The organism is Burkholderia sp. RF2-non_BP3, assembly GCF_001522185.1.
Lineage (GTDB): Bacteria > Pseudomonadota > Gammaproteobacteria > Burkholderiales > Burkholderiaceae > Burkholderia > Burkholderia diffusa.
This window is the reverse complement of the sequence record NZ_LOSU01000028.1, coordinates 550091-567830: the sequence shown is the minus strand read 5'-3', so window position 1 is coordinate 567830 and position 17740 is coordinate 550091. Positions and strand designations below refer to the sequence as shown.

At 65.9% G+C, this 17740-nt stretch carries 12 protein-coding genes; 6 read left to right on the top strand and 6 right to left on the bottom strand.

Annotated elements, in window-relative coordinates; genetic code table 11:
* The first annotated feature begins 872 nt into the window (after positions 1-872).
* Complete coding sequence (locus WS45_RS12985; protein ID WP_059525690.1) at positions 873-1457, top strand: drug:proton antiporter; 585 nt, start codon at positions 873-875, stop codon at positions 1455-1457.
* Positions 1454-3028, top strand: a complete 1575-nt coding sequence (locus WS45_RS12980) for a mannose-1-phosphate guanylyltransferase/mannose-6-phosphate isomerase (RefSeq protein WP_059700203.1) — start codon at positions 1454-1456, stop codon at positions 3026-3028. Before WS45_RS12985 ends, WS45_RS12980 begins: the two co-directional genes overlap by 4 nt.
* 114 nt (positions 3029-3142) lie before the next feature.
* Here the strand turns inward: WS45_RS12980 and WS45_RS12975 are convergent, their stop codons facing one another.
* A complete protein-coding gene (locus WS45_RS12975) occupies positions 3143-4432 on the bottom strand; it encodes a right-handed parallel beta-helix repeat-containing protein (protein ID WP_059700201.1) in 1290 nt (429 codons plus the stop codon).
* A 415-nt stretch (positions 4433-4847) separates the two neighbouring features.
* Between WS45_RS12975 and WS45_RS12970 the strand changes: the two genes are divergently transcribed.
* The 3 genes from WS45_RS12970 to WS45_RS12960 all read left to right on the top strand — a co-directional run bounded on the left by WS45_RS12970 (position 4848) and on the right by WS45_RS12960 (position 8609).
* Complete coding sequence (locus WS45_RS12970) at positions 4848-5897, top strand: glycosyltransferase family 2 protein (RefSeq protein ID WP_059700200.1); 1050 nt, start codon at positions 4848-4850, stop codon at positions 5895-5897.
* A gap of 456 nt (positions 5898-6353) precedes the next feature.
* The gene (locus WS45_RS12965) at positions 6354-7502 is read left to right on the top strand and encodes a glycosyltransferase (RefSeq protein ID WP_059700198.1); all 1149 of its coding nucleotides are present in this window, start codon (positions 6354-6356) and stop codon (positions 7500-7502) included.
* A 27-nt stretch (positions 7503-7529) separates the two neighbouring features.
* Positions 7530-8609, top strand: a complete 1080-nt coding sequence (locus WS45_RS12960; RefSeq protein WP_059700196.1) for a glycosyltransferase family 4 protein — start codon at positions 7530-7532, stop codon at positions 8607-8609.
* Positions 8610-8748: 139 nt separating this feature from the next.
* Here WS45_RS12960 and WS45_RS12955 read toward each other — a convergent pair whose 3' ends face one another.
* From WS45_RS12955 to WS45_RS12940, 4 genes are all read right to left on the bottom strand, one after another.
* Positions 8749-9918, bottom strand: a complete 1170-nt coding sequence (locus tag WS45_RS12955) for an acyltransferase family protein (protein WP_059700194.1) — start codon at positions 9916-9918, stop codon at positions 8749-8751.
* Positions 9919-10005: 87 nt separating this feature from the next.
* Positions 10006-11409: an oligosaccharide repeat unit polymerase gene (locus WS45_RS12950; RefSeq protein WP_059700192.1), complete on the bottom strand. Its 1404-nt coding sequence runs from the start codon at positions 11407-11409 to the stop codon at positions 10006-10008.
* The gene (locus WS45_RS12945) at positions 11406-13679 is read right to left on the bottom strand and encodes a polysaccharide biosynthesis tyrosine autokinase (protein WP_059700189.1); all 2274 of its coding nucleotides are present in this window, start codon (positions 13677-13679) and stop codon (positions 11406-11408) included. Before WS45_RS12945 ends, WS45_RS12950 begins: the two co-directional genes overlap by 4 nt.
* A 58-nt stretch (positions 13680-13737) precedes the next feature.
* Positions 13738-14964, bottom strand: coding sequence for a polysaccharide biosynthesis/export family protein (locus tag WS45_RS12940; RefSeq protein WP_059700187.1), 1227 nt, complete (start codon positions 14962-14964; stop codon positions 13738-13740).
* A 127-nt stretch (positions 14965-15091) separates the two neighbouring features.
* On the opposite strand from WS45_RS12940, the gene WS45_RS33415 reads away from it, so the two are divergent.
* Positions 15092-15511, top strand: coding sequence for a hypothetical protein (locus WS45_RS33415; RefSeq protein WP_082721908.1), 420 nt, complete (start codon positions 15092-15094; stop codon positions 15509-15511).
* A gap of 162 nt (positions 15512-15673) precedes the next feature.
* Here the strand turns inward: WS45_RS33415 and WS45_RS12930 are convergent, their stop codons facing one another.
* Positions 15674-17530: a serine aminopeptidase domain-containing protein gene (locus tag WS45_RS12930; protein ID WP_059700585.1), complete on the bottom strand. Its 1857-nt coding sequence runs from the start codon at positions 17528-17530 to the stop codon at positions 15674-15676.
* Between the last annotated feature and the right edge of the window lie 210 nt (positions 17531-17740).

Genomic DNA, 17740 nt, shown 5'->3' with positions numbered 1-17740 from the left:
GTGCCGCTCCGCCTGCGCGGCGCGCGTTTAGCGACTCAGATTTGATTATCTACGACCATTCCCGTCAATCAGTGGCAAATCCCACTTTTCTGCAAGATCGGCCCCTCCCATTGCCCGCGATTCTCGCCTGAATCGCACAAAAAGTCCGCAATGCATGTTCCACACGTCGGTAATCGTGCGTCGCGCGCGACGCAGCATGACGCATCGAACGCGAGCAAACCGGGCGTGTTCGTTACAACATCGTAACGAAGCGGCCGGCCGGACCATCCGTCTCCTGCCGCGATGCAGCATGACCTCCATGCCTGTCGCGCCCCCTGTCGCTGCCGACGTGCCGATGCGACAGGCACCGCGCTGGTGCAAGCCCGCATGCAGCCCGAAAAGAGTCGCGCAGCAGTACATGGCAAGTATGCGCGTGTTGACCGGCGCGGCGAAATGATCGCGGCCCGATGAAGGATGTGCGCACCGCGCGGAAACCGGCGATGCGATGGACGTTGGCTTGCGAGCGACAGCCGATCGCGAGGCGCGACCTGCCTGCCGTGAACGATCGCAATCTTCAAGTACGGCCCCGGTTCTTCAATCGCTTCGATGCGGACGACATCGCTACGGATTTCGCAGTGGTGCGTCGCGACGATTCAATTATGGGAAAGCCGCCATACGGCCACCGTGTGCTACCGCACATTGCCCCGTTCGCGGCACGCGGCCCGTGTCGCGCAGCCGGCATCGGCCGCGCGAAACAGGAATAACGGGAGCGTGAGTACGCTTTCGAACAGACCGCCGTGCGCCGCATCCGCATCATGGATATCGTCGGGCCGCACGGAACGAACACGTTCATGCGGCACGGCGTGCTGAAGGCTTCACACGAGGACCGCATCATGGAATGGCATTGTTGTGAATTCGAACATCTGAGCCCCATCGATCTCTACGCAATCCTGCGCTCGCGAAACGCGGTGCTGGTGGTCGAGGACGCGCACACGCATCTCGACATCGACGGCAAGGATGCGCACGCACTGCACGTGTTCGCGTGCATGCACAAGGGCGACACGACGGAAGTCGTCGCCTATGCGCGCGTCCTCCCCGGCGACGACGCCGATCCGGACGTCGTGATCGACAAGGTACTGACAAGCGAGGCATGTCGCGACGACCGCACCCTCGAACAGCTGATGCAGCGCGCGCTCACGGCCGCGCAAGCCGCATGGCCCGACGTGGCTGTGCGCACGCACGTGCCCGCACAACGCCAGTCCTTCTACAAGCGTTTCGGATTCCGCAAGGCCTACGGCCCCTATCTCGAACAGGGTGCGCCGTTCGTCGGTCTCGTCCGACCGGCAGACCGCGCCGCCGGCGCGCTGCGCCAGCTCCTGTCACGGGCCATCTCCGCGCCGCGATCGCGAAACGAGGACGCGCGCGTCGACGGCCGCGCGCACAACCGGCTGTCCGCCGATACCGGAGCCAATCGATGAGCGCCACCCTTCGCCCGGTTCCCGAACCGGAGCTGCCCTGCATCCTGCCCGTCATTCTCGCCGGCGGTTCGGGCACGCGCCTCTGGCCGTTGTCGCGAGAGCAGTATCCGAAGCAGTTGATCGAGCTGACCTCGAACGAATCGCCGCTGTCGTCGACCGCGCGCCGCCTGAACGGCATCGCGAACGCGGCACTCGGCGACACGCTGCTGCTCGTATGCGGCGAACAGCATCGCATCATGAGCGCCGCTCAGGTGGTCGGGCGCGCGGCGCCTCCCCGTATCCTGCTCGAACCGTCCGCGCGCAATACGGCACCTGCGCTGACGCTCGCGGCGCTCGACGCCAGTGCGCTTGCGGACGATCCCATCCTCGTCGTCATGCCGGCCGATCACGTGATCGGCGACGTCGCCGCATTCCAGGAAGCGATCGGACGCGCGGCGCGCTACGCACAGGAAGGCTCGATCGTCACCCTCGGCGTGCTGCCGCGCCGCGCGGAAACCGGCTACGGGTACATCCAGGTCGGCGAACCGCGCGCCGGTCGCCTCGGCGGCCAAGGCGGCTATGCAATCGGGCGGTTCGTCGAGAAGCCGAACGCCGCACTCGCCGAACGCTACCTGCATTCGGGCGATTATTGGTGGAACAGCGGGATTTTCATCACGCGCGCATCGATCTGGCTGAAGGCCATCGGCGCGCTCGCACCCGACATCCATGCGGCCTGCGACGCCGCATGGCGCGCGGGCACCGTCGAGGATCCGTTCTTCCGCATCGACGCGGCGGCTTTCGACGCGTGTCCGTCCGACTCGATCGACTACGCGGTCATGGAACGTCTCGCGGAGAACCCCGAACTTGGCATCGACGGCATCGTGGTCCCGCTTTCCGCAGGCTGGTCGGACGTCGGCACCTGGGATGCGATCTGGGAAATCATGCCGAAGGACGATCACGGCAACGTCGCGCGTGGCCCGATCGTGTTCGAGGACACGCAGGACAGTCTCGTGCGCTCGGAAGGCCGGCTGATCGCGTGCGTCGGGATGAAGGACGTCGTCGTGATCGAGACACCCGATGCGGTGCTGGTCGCGAACAAGCACGACGTCCAGCGCGTGAAGAACATCGTCGCGCGCCTGAAGACCGAGCAGCGCCCGCAGGCAAGCGAACACCGCAAGGTGCAGCGGCCGTGGGGACACTACGATTCGATCGATCTCGGCGAGCGGTTCCAGGTGAAGCGGATCGTCGTCGAGCCCGGCAAGCGGCTGTCGCTGCAGATGCACTATCACCGTGCCGAGCACTGGATCGTCGTGCGCGGCACCGCGAAGGTCACGCGCGGCGACGAAACTTTTCTGCTCAGCGAGAACGAATCGACCTACATCGCCGTCGGCGAGGTTCACCGTCTCGAGAATCCCGGCCGGATTCCGCTCGAGATCATCGAGGTGCAGTCGGGCAACTATCTCGGCGAAGACGATATCGTGCGGTTCGACGATCAATATGGACGGCCGGTCGTCGAGGCTGCGCGGCAGCGACCGTCGCTCGCCTCGCGCGAACCGGACGAGGAAGCCGCGGAACGCGACGTCATCCGGTAGGCGCGTGCGAATCGCGGCGGCGCGCGTGACGATGACGAGCGCCGCCGCGCGAACAAGCGGCGGCGGTCCGTTCACCGTATGTCGCCTCGGACCGGCGGCCCACGCGTCGCACCATCAGTCGATTCCGCCTTGCGACCAGCGCGCCTGCCTGACGGACTCGCGCGCGCGCGGCAACAACGACGTATCCGCGCCGACCGCGTCACCCGCCACCGACGGCGATTGATGCCCGGCCGCACACTGCGTGCCCTTCGCCCGCCCTCCCGATGCCGTCACCGGCCGGCGGGTCGCGCAATCGTGCGCCGGGTCGATCCGGACCGGCATTCCGCCGATCTCCGATAATTCGTTGTCCGCAAGACGCACGCCCGACACGTTTCCCCACAGACGAATGCCGTCGAATCGCGCATGCGATACGCGGTTGCCGATCACGGTCACGCGCGACACCGAACCCGACCACGTGCTGACCTCGATCGCCGCCTGCTGTGTGATCGGGCGAGGATCGGGCCGGCCCGCCGCGGTCTGGATATCCGCGATCGAGTTGTTCTCGATGCGGATATCGGACGAGCCGGCGGTGCGGTTGCTGTCTTCCTGCGCGACGAGAATCCCCGAGCTCACCTGCACGTTGCGCACGATGTTGTTCGAGATGGTGACGTTCGCGCCGCCGACCACCGTGATGCCCCGGCCCCACGGATTGCCCTCCAGCGAGTTGCCGGTAATCAGCACGTTGCGCGTCAGCACGCCTTCCGCCTGGTAACTCACCACGGCGATCATGTCGTCGCCGGTGCCGCGCACGACGTTGCCTTGCACGAGTATGTTGTGCGAACCGTGCGTCATGTGAATGCCGTCCGCCAGCGTCGACAGCACCTCGTTGCCGACGATCGCGACGTCCGCGCCGCCGAACACGAAAATGCCGGCGCCGGCGCCGCCGTCGATCACGTTGTCGAGCACCTGCACGCCGCGCCCCGTGACCTCGACCTTCGTCGATGCGGGCGTCGTGAGCCGAGTCGTGCCGGTTCCCGCGAGCCGGAAGCCGACGAGTGTCGTACCGTCGCCGCGCATCTCGATCGTCTGGTCGTCGGGGGTTGTCGCGATCAGCGTCGCACCGTAGCCCGACAACACCACATTCGGCTGCCTCACGACCAGCGAACGGCCGATCACGTACCGCCCCGGCGCGAATATCAGTCGCTGGCCCGGCTGCAATGCGTCCAGCGCACGTTGCAGCATGTCGGCCTGATCTGCACCGTCCGCGGCGGGACGCACGTATGCATCCGGTATGCTCGCATGAAGCGCGCCGGGTGCGGGCGTGCCGGGCGCCGCCATGGCACCGCCCGGCCACGCCAGCCAGCCTGCCACGCACATGCCGGCGATCGCCGCGCATGCGAGAAACGGGCTTGGTGATCTATACATATCGAATCGACTCCCTCGAATGACTTCAGGCGCGTCGGCTGGCGCATCCGAACGCGGGATCCCAGCCGGATTGCCAGCCCGTGATACCGCCGAAGCGGGCGACGCGATACGTTCGATTAGATCATTCGAACCAGGCGCGTTTCGGTGCGTCAACAGACCAATGCCTCCGTCCTGCGCGGCGTGCGCTCACGTACCGTTGATCATTCGTCGCGCCTCCCGTGACGCGAATCGCCGAACGGTAGGCTCGCGAACCGAGTGCACATTGGCGACGCGTATCATGGTCATCGTGCGACGCGACCGCGCTGCGGCATAACCAAAAGGCACCGGCCGCCGCCGATCCGGCGTCGTGGTCCCGACGGGGTCCCATGCGCGCCGCACCCGCATCGTCCGCTCTTCGCTCGTCCAGAACCCGTTCATGACCGACCTGACCATCGCAATCTGCAACTACAACCATGGCGCTTACTTGCGCGACGCGATCGATTCGGCGCTCGCACAGACCGCGCGCGGTGTACGCGTGCTGGTCGTCGACGACGGTTCCACCGACGATTCGCGCGACATCATTCGCTCGTACGGCGAGCGGGTGACGGCGGTGTTTCAGGAGAATCGCGGTCAGGTCGCCGCATACAACCGCGCGCTCGAGCACGTCACGACGCGCTACGTCATCCTGCTCGACGCGGACGACCTGCTCTACGACGACGCCGCGATCCGCGTGCTGGCCGCGTTCGCGTCCGGCGACTTCGTGAAGGTGCATTTCCGGCTCGACGTGATCGCGCGGGACGGTGCGGTGACCGGGGCGAGCGTGCCGCAGTCGGCCGTCGACACCGATTGCGGCCGACTGTTGCGCGCGGGCTGGCTGTACCCGTCGCCGCCGGCATCCGGCAACGCGTATCGGGTCGATGCGCTCAAGCGCATCTTTCCGGTTCCCGTCACGCCGGACAATCTGCATGGCGCCGATTTCTACGCGATCTACGGTATCGCGTTGCTCGGCGCCGTGCACATGATCGATGCAACGCTCGGCGGTTATCGCGTGCATCAGCAGTCGGATACGCGGCCGGCCGAGGATACGCCGTCACTTGCCCTCACCAATTCGGAAGACGCCGCGACCGGCGCGCTGAAAGCTGAACGCCGTTGGTCGACGCTGCGCATGATCGCCGGCACGAGGCTGCACGAGACATTGCCGATCGCGCCGCTCGACTTCGCGATCGAGAAGGCCCGCTTCGCAAGCACGCTGTATCGCGCTCCGCTCGTGCGGCGCTGGCGCTGGTTCCTGTGCGAATCCGGCCGCTACTGGCAAACCGTGCTGCGCAATCCGTTCTGGGGGCCTGCCAAGAAAGTAGCCGTCGCCGGGCTTTCACTGGCATGTCTGCTGCCGTCGGCAACGCTCAGCAATCGCGCGATTCACTACATCTCCAACCCTCTCGCACGCGTGCGCAAGTCATCCGGGCATCGCGCCGACGCTCGATAGCCGCGTCGGGCCAGCGCATCCAGCGCCAAATCGCTCCTTCGGTAAGCCATCGCACCCAGTGGGTCGCGCATGGGCTGCACAATGATCCGGACCAGTGGATTCACGCGCGCAGACCGGATCTCGCCGTGTTCTCTCCAGTCGTCGTAGTCGAACACCGGCATCCGATGTTCGGAGAAATCCGGCCGACGCGTAGCGCGCCGCATGGATTCTCCGTACCGCATCGTGTTCGGTGCTCTCCGGCTACGTCTACCCGATATTGCATCGGCTGAAATCATCCGGCCGCCTCGCCAGCTCATACATGCGACCGCGACCCCAGGATCCAATGGTCAAGGACACCATGCATTTATCAATCAGGAATGCATAGTTTAACGAACCGGACACCGAGACCGCACGATTTGCAGGCGACTCATCGTCACGATGGGCGATGAGTGTGCGATCGGATCGCCAGACCCAAAGATGACCAAAGAAAAGATCGTTCATATTGCCGAGGCATTTGGCGGCGGCGTGCTTTCGATGCTGACCCATCTCGCGAACCATGCGGCGGCATCCGGTGTCGACGTGACGGTGCTGCATTCGATCCGACCGGAAACTCCGGCCGATTTTTCAACGCTTTTCCTGCCCGATGTGAAGCTCGTATACGTCGAGATGGCGCGCGAGGTGAGCATCAAACAGGATCTGCGGAGCTTGCGTGCGCTGGTCCGGAACCTGCGCGACTGCAAGCCGACCGCGATTCATCTGCACTCGTCGAAGGCCGGCGTGCTGGGGCGAGTCGCCGCCCGGATCGCCGCCCCGGACGCAAGGGTCCTCTACTCGCCGCACGGACTCTCGTTCCTGCGCCGAGACGTATCGCGCATGAAGCAATACGCTTATCTGAGCTTCGAACGCATCGCGGCGCATATCGGCGGAACCATCGTCGCGTGCTCGGGCAGCGAACTCGCCGAGATCAGGGGAAAGGTTCGTGCGAAGTCGGCCGTCCTGGTGGAAAACGGCGTGAATGCGGCGGAGATTCCGCTGCGTCGAACGCGCGACGATCGCAAGGTCGTCATCGGGATGAGCGGTCGGGCGTCGTTCCAGAAGAATCACGAAGCATTCGTGCGTCTGGCCGACGCGCTGCACGGCGCGGACGTCGAGTTTCTCTGGATCGGCGGCGACGCCGCCGAAATTCCGGACCCCGGCCAGCGTCGCGCCGTCGTCTGCAGCGGCTGGGTAACCCGCGCACGCGCGCTCGAGCTGACGTCGGAACTGGACATCTATGTCCAGACTTCCCGCTGGGAAGGCATGCCGGTCGCGCTGATCGAAGCGCAGGTCGCCGGCATACCGGCCGTGGTGACGGACGTCGTGGGCAATCGCGACGTGGTGATTCGCGGCGTGACCGGCTACGTCGCGTCGAACGCCGACGAGATGACCGCATATCTGAGCCTGCTCCGCGACGACCGGCAGCTTCGCGAGGAAATGGGTGCGGCTGCCCGGCAACGGGCGATTCAGCGATTTTCGATGAACGCGATCTTCCGTCAGTGGCACGCCCTTTACGGACTCGACACCGACGAGCCGCGTGTCGACACGCGCGACTTCAAGCCGGTTGTTCCGGATCACGTCAAAGCCTGATTCCGAATTCGACATTCCCTTATCGACATGACCGCTTTCAAGAAATCGAAGCAACTCGTCTACAACGGCCGATTCACGACGCAAAAAACGACCGGCGTGCAACGCGTCGCGCGCGAACTGATCGCCGCACTGATCAAGTTTCAGCCGCAGGATCCGGTGACCGTGCTGGTGCCGCCGCAGCCGGGCGTCGAGGTAAGTGGCGCGAAGACGGTCAAGGTGGGGTTCTACAAGGGCGTGGTCTGGGAGCAGCTGGTTCTCCCGTTGTTCGCGCGGCGCGGCCGCATCGTCAATCTCAGCAATTCGGCATCCATTTTCATCGGCAACCAGATCATCTACATGCACGACGCGGCGGTGTTCGACACGCCCGCGCATTTCTCCAGGGCGTTTCGCGCGTGGTACCGGATCATGTTCTGGATCCTCGCGCGAACCTCCGTTTGCGTGCTGACCAACTCCCGTTTCTCGCGGGATCGCCTCGCGCATCATTGCGGCGTTTCCGCGGAGAAGATCAGCGTCGTGCCGCTCGGCGCGGATCACCTCGACGCCCTGGAACCGGACACGAGCGTGCTCGACAAGCATGCGCTGACGCCGGGCCGGTTCGTGCTCGCGGTCAGCAGCATGAATCCCACCAAGAACTTCGGACGGCTGATCGCGGCGTTCCGGCAGATCAACGATCCGTCGGTCGATCTCGTCATCGTCGGCATGCAGAACGCCACCGTGTTCGGCAAGCAGGATCAACTCTCGGCAGCCGAGCCGAACATCAAGTACGTGGGCTACATCAGCGACGAGCAACTGAAGGCGCTGTACCAGAACGCGGCGTGCTTCCTTTACCCGTCGATCTATGAAGGCTTCGGCATACCGCCGCTCGAGGCGATGCGATACGGCTGTCCTGTGGTGGTCGGCAAATCGGCCGCACTGCCGGAAGTCTGCGCCGATGCGGCGTTGTACTGCGATCCGTATTCGCAGGACGACATCGCGCAGAAGTTGCGGAGCCTGCTCGATTCCGCCGATCTCAGGGCCGAGCTCAAACGCAAGGGAAGCCTGCACGCGCAGAAATATCGCTGGAGCCGAAGTGCGGAGATGATGAAGGAGATCTTCGAGTCGCTGTAGGTCGATCGCGGCGTGTCGTCATCGGAAAACGTTCGATCGACACGCCCTTCTCTCATGCACCTCCCGGCGTCCCGATCGACACTAGCAGTTTCATGTAGTCGCGCCGCCACCGGCCGACATGCTCGGCGAATCGACGCAATTACGCGACGTTGACCGTGCTGCCGGTCGCGGCCCGTCGATTTCCGAACAGGCGCTTGCCGAGATACGACCTGATCGGCTCCTCGACGAATTTCGCGAGGACGGCAGCGGAGACGATCGAAACGCACGCCGCGAGCATCGCCGTTCTGACGACGTGGATGTCGCCATGCGGTGCATACGCGAACACCAGCCTTCCGATCGGGTAATGCACACAATAGAGCGGGTAAGAGATCCAACCGAGGAATGCACTGATACGGGCAATGACCCTGCCGCTCGGAGCCAGCGTGGCGCCCCGATAAACCAGCGCGGGCGCGACGAACCACAGCACGGCCAGCGCGTAAATTCCCTTGATCGACGTCGGAAACACGACAACCAGCAGGAAAGCGGCAAACAGCATGTAATCGTTCTTGATGAGCCCGGCGACAAACCAGTGCGGCCTGGCCGAGAGACTGGCGTCGTGCATCTTCCCGATCGCCACTCCCAGCAGGAACCCGTAGCCGACTCTGAAGAACCCACCGATGAAGTTATCGGCCGACCAACCCTGATTCAGGATGACGGTCAGCTTGTCGTTGTCGAGGCCCACGAGCCATCCATAAACGACGAAAGCGCCGAGACACGCATACGCCAGTCGCAGCAGATTCCGCGCATTCGTCCTGATCGCCGCGATCAGGACGACACTCGCGAACAGCTCGAAGAACAGCGACCATGCAGGCGGATTCAGAGGAAACACCCCCGGGTCATCGACCGCCGGCAAGCCGTGGTTCGCCGCGCCGACGAAGCCCGACACCGAGAAACGACCGAGATACGGAACGAGGAAATAGTTCTGGCCGGTGGCTGCCGCCAAGTTACCCATCGAAAACGCAGCCGACGCGTGGATACGCATGACGACGAGGCTCGCGAACCCGATCGAGAGCCCGATGCATATCATCGGATACAGGCGTATCACGCGGCGCTTCAGATACTCGCCCCACCACGACTCCTGCCGCAATCTTTCGCCGTAAGAGTGCGTCAGGATGAATCCACTCAGCATGAAAAAAACGTCCACCGAAAGATACGCGCTCTGCAGTATCGGAATCGGCAGATCCTGAAGGAAATGCATGAACATCACGCTGATTGCCGCAATACCGCGCAATCCGTCCAGAATTTCAAACTTCTGCTTGTGAGTAGCCATGAAAAGTAGTGGCTCCGGGAAATATTGGTTTTGGGACCCGGCAATCTATGAAGCGGTCGCATGCCCCGTACCGCGCGACCCTTGCTGTTATCGCGACAACACTGGATCGATGTCCGCGGCGCGATTCCCGCGCGCGATGGCGCGCCTGCTTCCGTCTCCATCTGATCCGGCGCCGGCGACATCGGGCGCCGCGCGTGCCCGAGCCTTGGCGAACCAGTGAAATACGGCGATGAGCAGTACGACCGGAACGAAATTCCGCCCGCTGAACAGGTTTGGAGTCCGCATGACTTCCATGACCGACACGAACAGCACCGCGTGTACGCAACACCAGAAGCCGTTCCCGCTCCGCCAGCCCGCATAACTGCGGCCGACCGCCCAGCCGAGCACGAGCGCGTCGAACAAGCCGAACCAGCCCCACTCGTAGAAGTGAACGAAAATCCCCGACGGATTATTGAACTCCGGATCGGCGTAGCCGTTCAGGAACAGGTTGATGCTGTCTCCCGAGTCGAGCCACGGCTGCAACGTCGCGCCGATGATCGGGAAACGCAGCAGCCAGTCGAACGTGAACATCGGGTGGCCCTGGTCCCAGCCCAGCACACTCAGTATTCCCGCGCCGTTGTTCAACGACGTCGAGTAATACAGGCCGAGACGTTCGAGCGCGAAATCGAACAGGTTGTCGTAGATGTTGACGTAATAGGCTTCCCACGACCGGTTGTACTCGTTCGCGATGAACAGCCCGAACAGGAGCGGGATCGCCGCATACGGGCCGAACGTCAGCAACCGCGAATACCTGCCGCCGAGGCGGAATCGCACGACCATGAGCGCAAGCGGCATCACCATTTCGATCAGCGCGAGCCGCTCGGCGAAGATGAAGCTGCGCAGCAGTGTCAGCACCGCGAGCACGGCGAAGTAGATCTTGTAGCGATTCAGTCCCTTTACCGGGGTCCTGAACACATAGAAATACAGGACAACGTACGGTGCGGTCGCCTGCGTGAACGTGCTGAGGCCCGTGATGCGCCCTTTCAGATCGAGCATGTCGTATGCATTCGCTTCACCGCGGACGAACGCGACCAGCAGTGCAGGATGCGTGACGATGCCGCTCAGCAACAAGGCGTAGCCGAACAGCGCAAGCGCGAACACGAAATCGAGCACGCGAGGCGACAGTTCGACCTCGGCGGGCGGCGGGCCGCGTCGCGTCCGCACTTCGGTCGTCGCGAGCCATGACGCCGCCATCACCACCATCAGGAACAGCGCGCCGACGAACGCGTAGTAGCCGTCGAAGTAGATCCGCGCAATCGACTTCTGGTCACCCAGCAGGCTGAGCGACAGCAATCCGTACAACGGCAGGATGAACATCAGCACGAGGCGCGCCGGATCCTCCCACCAATAGCCCGTATAACCGCCCCCGCCACCGCGCACGCGCGCCATCCTGCGCATCGTCGCCGGGCGCTGTCGTGGCTCGCCCCGTGCGCCGCCCGCTCGCCGGTTCATGACACCCGTTCCACCCGTTGACGCGGCGCGATCACCCCGGCATATCCGGACGCGGCCTGATGCGTGTTCGTATCCGTATAGCCGTAGTCGTAACGTCCCGGCGCGCCCTTGTAATCGTTCAGGACCACACCGCGCACGTCGATATGCGCGTGTTCGAGCCGTCGCGCGCTTTCGTCGAGTTCGGCGAGCGTCGTCACGCCGCTGCGCGCGACGAGGAACACGGTTCCCGCGAGGCGACCGAGCACCAGCGCATCGGCCACCGGCAGCAACGGCGGCCCGTCGATCACGACCATGTCGTAGCGCGATGCGACCTGCTCGATCAGTTCGGCGAGCGCGGGCTGCAGCAGCAGTTCGCCCGGATCGGGCACGACGCTGCCCATCGCGATGAAATCGAGACCCGGCACGACGCCGCGCTTGGTCGCTTCGTCGAGCCTGTGGGTGCCTGCCACCACGTCCGACAGGCCCGGTGCGCGGCTATAGCGGAACCGCTCGTGCAGCGATCCCTTGCGCAGATCGGCATCGATCAGCAGGACTCGTCGCTTCGCCGCGCCGACGAGCGATGCGATATTCGCGGCGACGAACGACTTGCCGACGCCCGTCGTCGGCCCGGAGATCAGCACGACGGGATTCGACGCGCCCGGCATCGACAGTTGCAGCGCCGCGCGGAAATTGCGCAGGCTTTCGAGCGCCGCGTCCTGCACGGCCACCGGCGGAACCGGCGTGCGCGCGCCGCGCCGTCCGGCCTTCGGGCGCAATTCCGCTTGCGCCGCGGCCGGGCTGTGCGGCACGGTCGCGAACACGGGCAGCCCTGTCGTCCATTCGATTTCCTCGGCATCGCCGATCGTGCCGACGATGCGCTGCCGGACGATCACGATCGCCGCGCCTGCCAGCAGGCCCACCATCAGCAGGGCGATCACGGCGACCCCGCGATGCGGACCGATCGGCTGCTCGGCGACCTTCGCCGTATCGACGATCCGCACGGTGCCAGTCTTGCTGGCCCGCGCGAGGATCATCTGCTGACGCGTATTGAGCAGGTTCGTGTACAGCGCCGTGTCGACGGCCACATCGCGCTGCAACTGCAGCACGCCCTGCTCGACGGTAGGCAGTTGCTGAATCTGCTTGCGTGTCGTGTCGAGCGAACGCTGCGCGTCGGAGAGCTGGGCATCGACGGCCACCACGGCCGGATGCTTCGGCATGAAGCGCGTCAGCAATTCCTCGCGCCGCTGCTGCAGCGTCTGCACGCGCGTCTCGATGTCGACCGACTGCTGGCGCAACGCCAGCGCCTCGTCGCTCGTATTGACCGTCCCGTGCGAGGCCCGGAATGCGTTGAAGCGGCTTTCCGCCTTTTCGAGCTGCGCCTTGAGCTGCGGCAACTGGGCGTCCATGAAGCGGATCAGCTTGTCGGCCGCCTCGGACTTGCGCTGCGTGTTCTGCGCCAGGTACGCGTCGCCGATCGCGTTCAGCACACGGCTGTCGTGTACGGGATCGGTCCCGTCGAGCGTCACGCCGACCATGTTCGACTGCTTGCCGCGCTCCGAGATCAGTGCGTTCTTCTGCAGCCAGGCCGTCGCCTCCTCGTCGCTGTAGCGCGTCAGCTCAAAGCGTGCGCCGGGCTTGCCGGCCACGCCGCGCACGAAGATGTCGAGCGGCCCCTGCGGCGTCTCGACATGCAGCGGCTGCCCGATGCGCCCCTGCCATGCCGGGCCGCTTCGGCCGAACCAGCCGGTACGCTGCAGCGTGTAGGCGCCGTCGTCGCCGACGGTCAGTGCGAACCGCTTGCCGAGCAGGCGCTTGGGCACGTCGAAGGTCGGCACGTCGATGCGCTCGGTGCCGTACACATAGCCGCCCGGCAACGGCGACGACACCCCGTCGGCCGCGTTCACGAGCCGCCAGCCGATCAGCGGCAGGTAGTGCGGCCGTGCGTCGACGGCCAGATTGGTGCTGTCGATCGCGCGATCGAGCACCGCGCGGGATTTCAGCACTTCGATCTCGGTCGACGCGTCCGTCTTCAGGTCGAACACCGATGACGGATCGCCTGTGGGCGACGTCGATTTCGAGTCGGTCGGGCTCTGCTCGACCTGGAACAGGATGTCGGTCCGGTAGACGGGAGCCGCACACAGCGCATACACGGCGCCGATGAGCGCGCCCGCGAGCGCTGTGCAAAGGATCAGGCGCCGGCCGCCGTACAGCATGCTCCAGTAGCGGCGCACCGGATAGGACGGCCGCAGGGCGGGCCCGCCGTGCGGGTCGGGCAGGGTCGAAGAAGTCATACGGTATCAGTCCCGTAGGCGCGACGCGCGGTCGCGATGACGAAATGGGTCACGAGGGTCACGGCGAAATCGCCTTGGCCGTCAGCGCGCCCTGCGCGGACGACGGAATCAACAGGTTGACGACACGGCTCCAGCGCACCAGCGACGACGCATCGACGAACACGACGTCGCGACGCTGGAGCGGAAACTGGTCGGCCAGCGCGAACGACGCGGGCGAACTGCCGTCGAGGTGGTACACCCGCGGACGGTTGTCAGGGCCGCGCCGCACGACGAACACCTGGCGCGCGTCCGACGTGTACTGGCTCGCGCCGCCTGTGTCGCCGAGCGCTTCGCCGAGGCTCATCCGGCCGTCGGTCAGCGTCAGCGTCGCGGGCCGCGACACCTCGCCGAGCACGAACACCTTCGCGTCGCTCGCCGCGCGCACGCGCACGAGATCGCCGTCGCGCAGCAGGATGTTCGACGGGTTCACGCCCGCGGCGATCAGCGCGGGCAGGCTCACGTTCACGGTCCTGTCGCCGCGCGTGACCGAGACCTGCGAGCGGTCGGCCGTCGGGGTGAAGCCGCCCGCGCGGTCGATCGCCTCGGGCAACGTCATCGGCATGTCGTTGACGATCTGCAGACCCGGCGTGCGCACCTCGCCATCGAGATAGACACGCTTGCTGCGATAGGTCTGCACGCGCAGCGCGATCTGCGGCTTGCGCACGTATTCGCCGAGCCGCTTCGTCAGCAGCGCGCGCGCCTGCGCCTCGGTCAACCCCGCCACGTGCACGAGGCCGGCGTACGCAAACTGCACGTTGCCGTTGGCGTCAACCGTGTAACCGGTCGCAACCGAACTGGCGCCGACACCGTCGCCGCTCCCCATCGTCTGCGTCGTCGGCAAGTTCAACTCGGGGTGATCCCACACGACGATGCCGAGCACGTCGCCGGGGCCGATCGCGTACGGCTTCGGCTTGCCGAACAGTTGACGGATTTCCGCGTCGACATCGGCCGGCCGGCCCGCGTGCTGCTGCGCGACGAATGCCGGTGTGATTTCGATCAGCTCCTCGCTCGACACGTTCTGCACGCCGTCGAGGCCGCCCGAGCCCGACGCATCGGCGCTCACGCGCGCGTTCGCGTCACGGTCGGCAGGCGCCCGGTACGTCATGCCCGGCGACAGCACGCATGCGCTCAGCGCGCACGCGGCCGCCACGATCGCCATGCGCGACAGCCACGGTGCGCGACGGGTGCCGCCCGTGCATGGCCGCGGCGTCCCTGGCGTCGATTCGGGTTGCGTGGTGATTGACATCGTGCCCTTCCAAAACTGTGTGGTAACCCGCCGAACGCGGCGAATTCCGGCATTACGCTTGCCGGCGCGGCTCGCATCGCGGCGCCGCACCTCCCTCTACACCGCACGTCATTCCGTACGATTCGTCATGAACTGCTCTTCGTCGCTTTCGTCACTCGTCTGCATCATCTCGGCCGGCATTGCCTGCGCCGTCAATGCGCAGACGTTGCCCGCCGTCCCGGCCGACGCGCCGGCGCTCGCATCGTCGGCGGTGCTTCCGCCGGCACCGCTGCAACGTTCGGCGCAAGCCGCCGCGACAAACGACGCCGCCGGTCCCGCAGCAACCGCCTCCGGGGTCGCGACGCCCGCCTTCATGCGTCCCGCCGCCAGCGCCGCGGTCCAGCCCGACACGCGCGCCCGTGGCATGCTGCGCCGGCCGCTCGTGCCGGGGCGGCCGCATCGCTCGCGCGTGGCCGTTGCTCCCGCCGACGACGTATGGCGCAGCGACAGGTTGTACGAGTCGCCCTACGCGAAGTCGCCCTATGAGCAACCGGGTGTTCCGGACTGACGCATCCCGGCCGGTCATGTCGCGACGTGACAGGCGGTGAGCCGATACGGGATTGGACACCACGGCGAACGGCGCGTCTGTGAGGGACCCCACCGAACGCCGATCTTCATATGTAACGGGGATCGCACCCCGAAGCGCCCGACGCGTACGATGCCGCACGCATCACGACCGGCCGACCGACACGCTCGCGTACGATCGCGCGGCCGCTTCGGGTGTGGCCGGATCGGCGACGCGCGCGACCGGTCGGGCCGCGTCGCGGCCCAGCGCCTGCATGCACCGGTCGATCACGATGTCCGTGCCGACCGCGCCGTACACCGCATGGTCGACCTGCGGCTCGAGATGCAGACGCACGTGACGCGAGCGCCGGAACGCACACTCGATTGCGCCGAAGTGACGCCGGACATCGTCGATGCCGGGATCGAGCGCGCCGTATACCAGCGTCGTCCATACGTCGCGCCGCGCAAGCTCGTGCATCACGCCGCGTGGCGTGCCGATGCCCGGCTTCCAGCCGACGCGCGCGGCGAGTTCCTTCACCGGCACGCTGACCCGCGCAATCGCATTCGCGGCCACGGCCCGCACGATGGGCCGCAGGTCGCGCCGTTCGCGCACGAGACGCTTCCACTTCTGCCAGTCGCGCACCGACAGCCAGTAGCCGCGCACCGAGTTGTTCCGCTGCTTCTGCACCACCTCGAGCGAGAGCCCGGCCGGCCACACGAAGCGGGCGAGATTGATCGCGATCACGCCGCCGAGCGACGGCGTCTTCACGGCCGCATGCAACGCGGCATAGGCGCCGGAACAAATGCCGGCCGCGGCGACCTCCGGGTGACCGAGCGCGCGCAACCAGTCCGCGGCAGCGGCCACGTCGTCGCTCGACTGCGCCGAATACACGACGCCCGACTGATCGTCCAGCGCAGCGGGCCCGCTATCGCCGACGCCCTGCACGTCGATCCGCAACGTCGTCACGCCGGCGCGTGCCAGCGTGCGCGCGAGGCGCACGCTGAAGCGCCCTTCGCCGCTGCGCGGATTCGTCGACGTGTTCGCGATCACGACCGCCGGCCCCACCGGATTCGTCGGCCGCGTGTCGGCGGGACGGCACAGCACGCCGACCAGCCGGTCCGGACCGACCGCGACGACCTGCTCGGTCATGTCGTGCAAGTCGAGCGCGACGGCCGATTCGCCATTCCACGCCGGATCCGCTCGCGACGGCGTCTCGACGCCAGTCGCCATACCCGGCGCGCGTGCGACGATCCAGTTCGCGAGTGTGTCGATCGCCGCGAGCGGCAGGCGCGAGCGCGTGCCGTCCAGCATCGTCGTCGGCCATTCGCGGAACGGATCGCTGGCCACGTTCACGCCGCGCTCGAGCAACGCTTCACGCAATGCGGGCCCGTCGCCCTGATCGGGCTGGATCAGCAACATCGCGCCGGGCAACGTCGGCGCATCGCGCACGACGTCGCACAGATCGACCGCCTTCAGCGCGTCGACGAAATCGGCGGGAAAGCGGTGCCCCAGCACGTTCATGCACGGTTCGTCGCGATGCGCGACGCGGATGGCGGGAGACGTGGTATCGAGCCACTGGCGATGCACGAACGACAGCTCGCGCAGGTAGGCGCGGCCGCGCACCACGGGCGCCAGCGCCACCAGTGCGTCGACACGCGGCGCCGGGCGCGGGCCGAAACCCGCGGCGGCCAGCATCGCGAACAGCGCGCCCGCGCGAATCCCGACGAGCGTCAGCGCGGTGACGCCGGCCTGATCGCGCAGCAGGTCAATCGCGTCGTGAATGCTAGCGACGCTCGCGGCATGTCGACCGGCATCGCGATCGTCGCCCGCCGAGTCGCCGGTGCACGGATAGCTGAATCGCAACACCGTGACGCCCTCGCGGGCCAACCGCTCAGCGATCGCCCGCATGAGCTTGTGCGTCCATGAAGCTTCGTGACCCAGCGATTCGCACAGGATCACGCCTTGTGTCGTCTGTCCTTCGTGCAGCCACCCCACGCAGCTGCCGAACGTTATCGGCTTCAATCGGTACTCCTCGGATCGGTATTTGTTATCGGATGCGAACACGCGTTCCGGCGGCTCCACCGGAATCGGTCACTCCACGATCATGTGACTGCGCGACAAGCACGGCCTTCAGGCGACAGACCTTCGCCGCGCCCCTGCGCGACTCGTTCGACCTTCGCCATGCGTTGTCCCGGTCCCGCTGCGGCAGGTTGCCGGCCTGAGTCGTCGTCA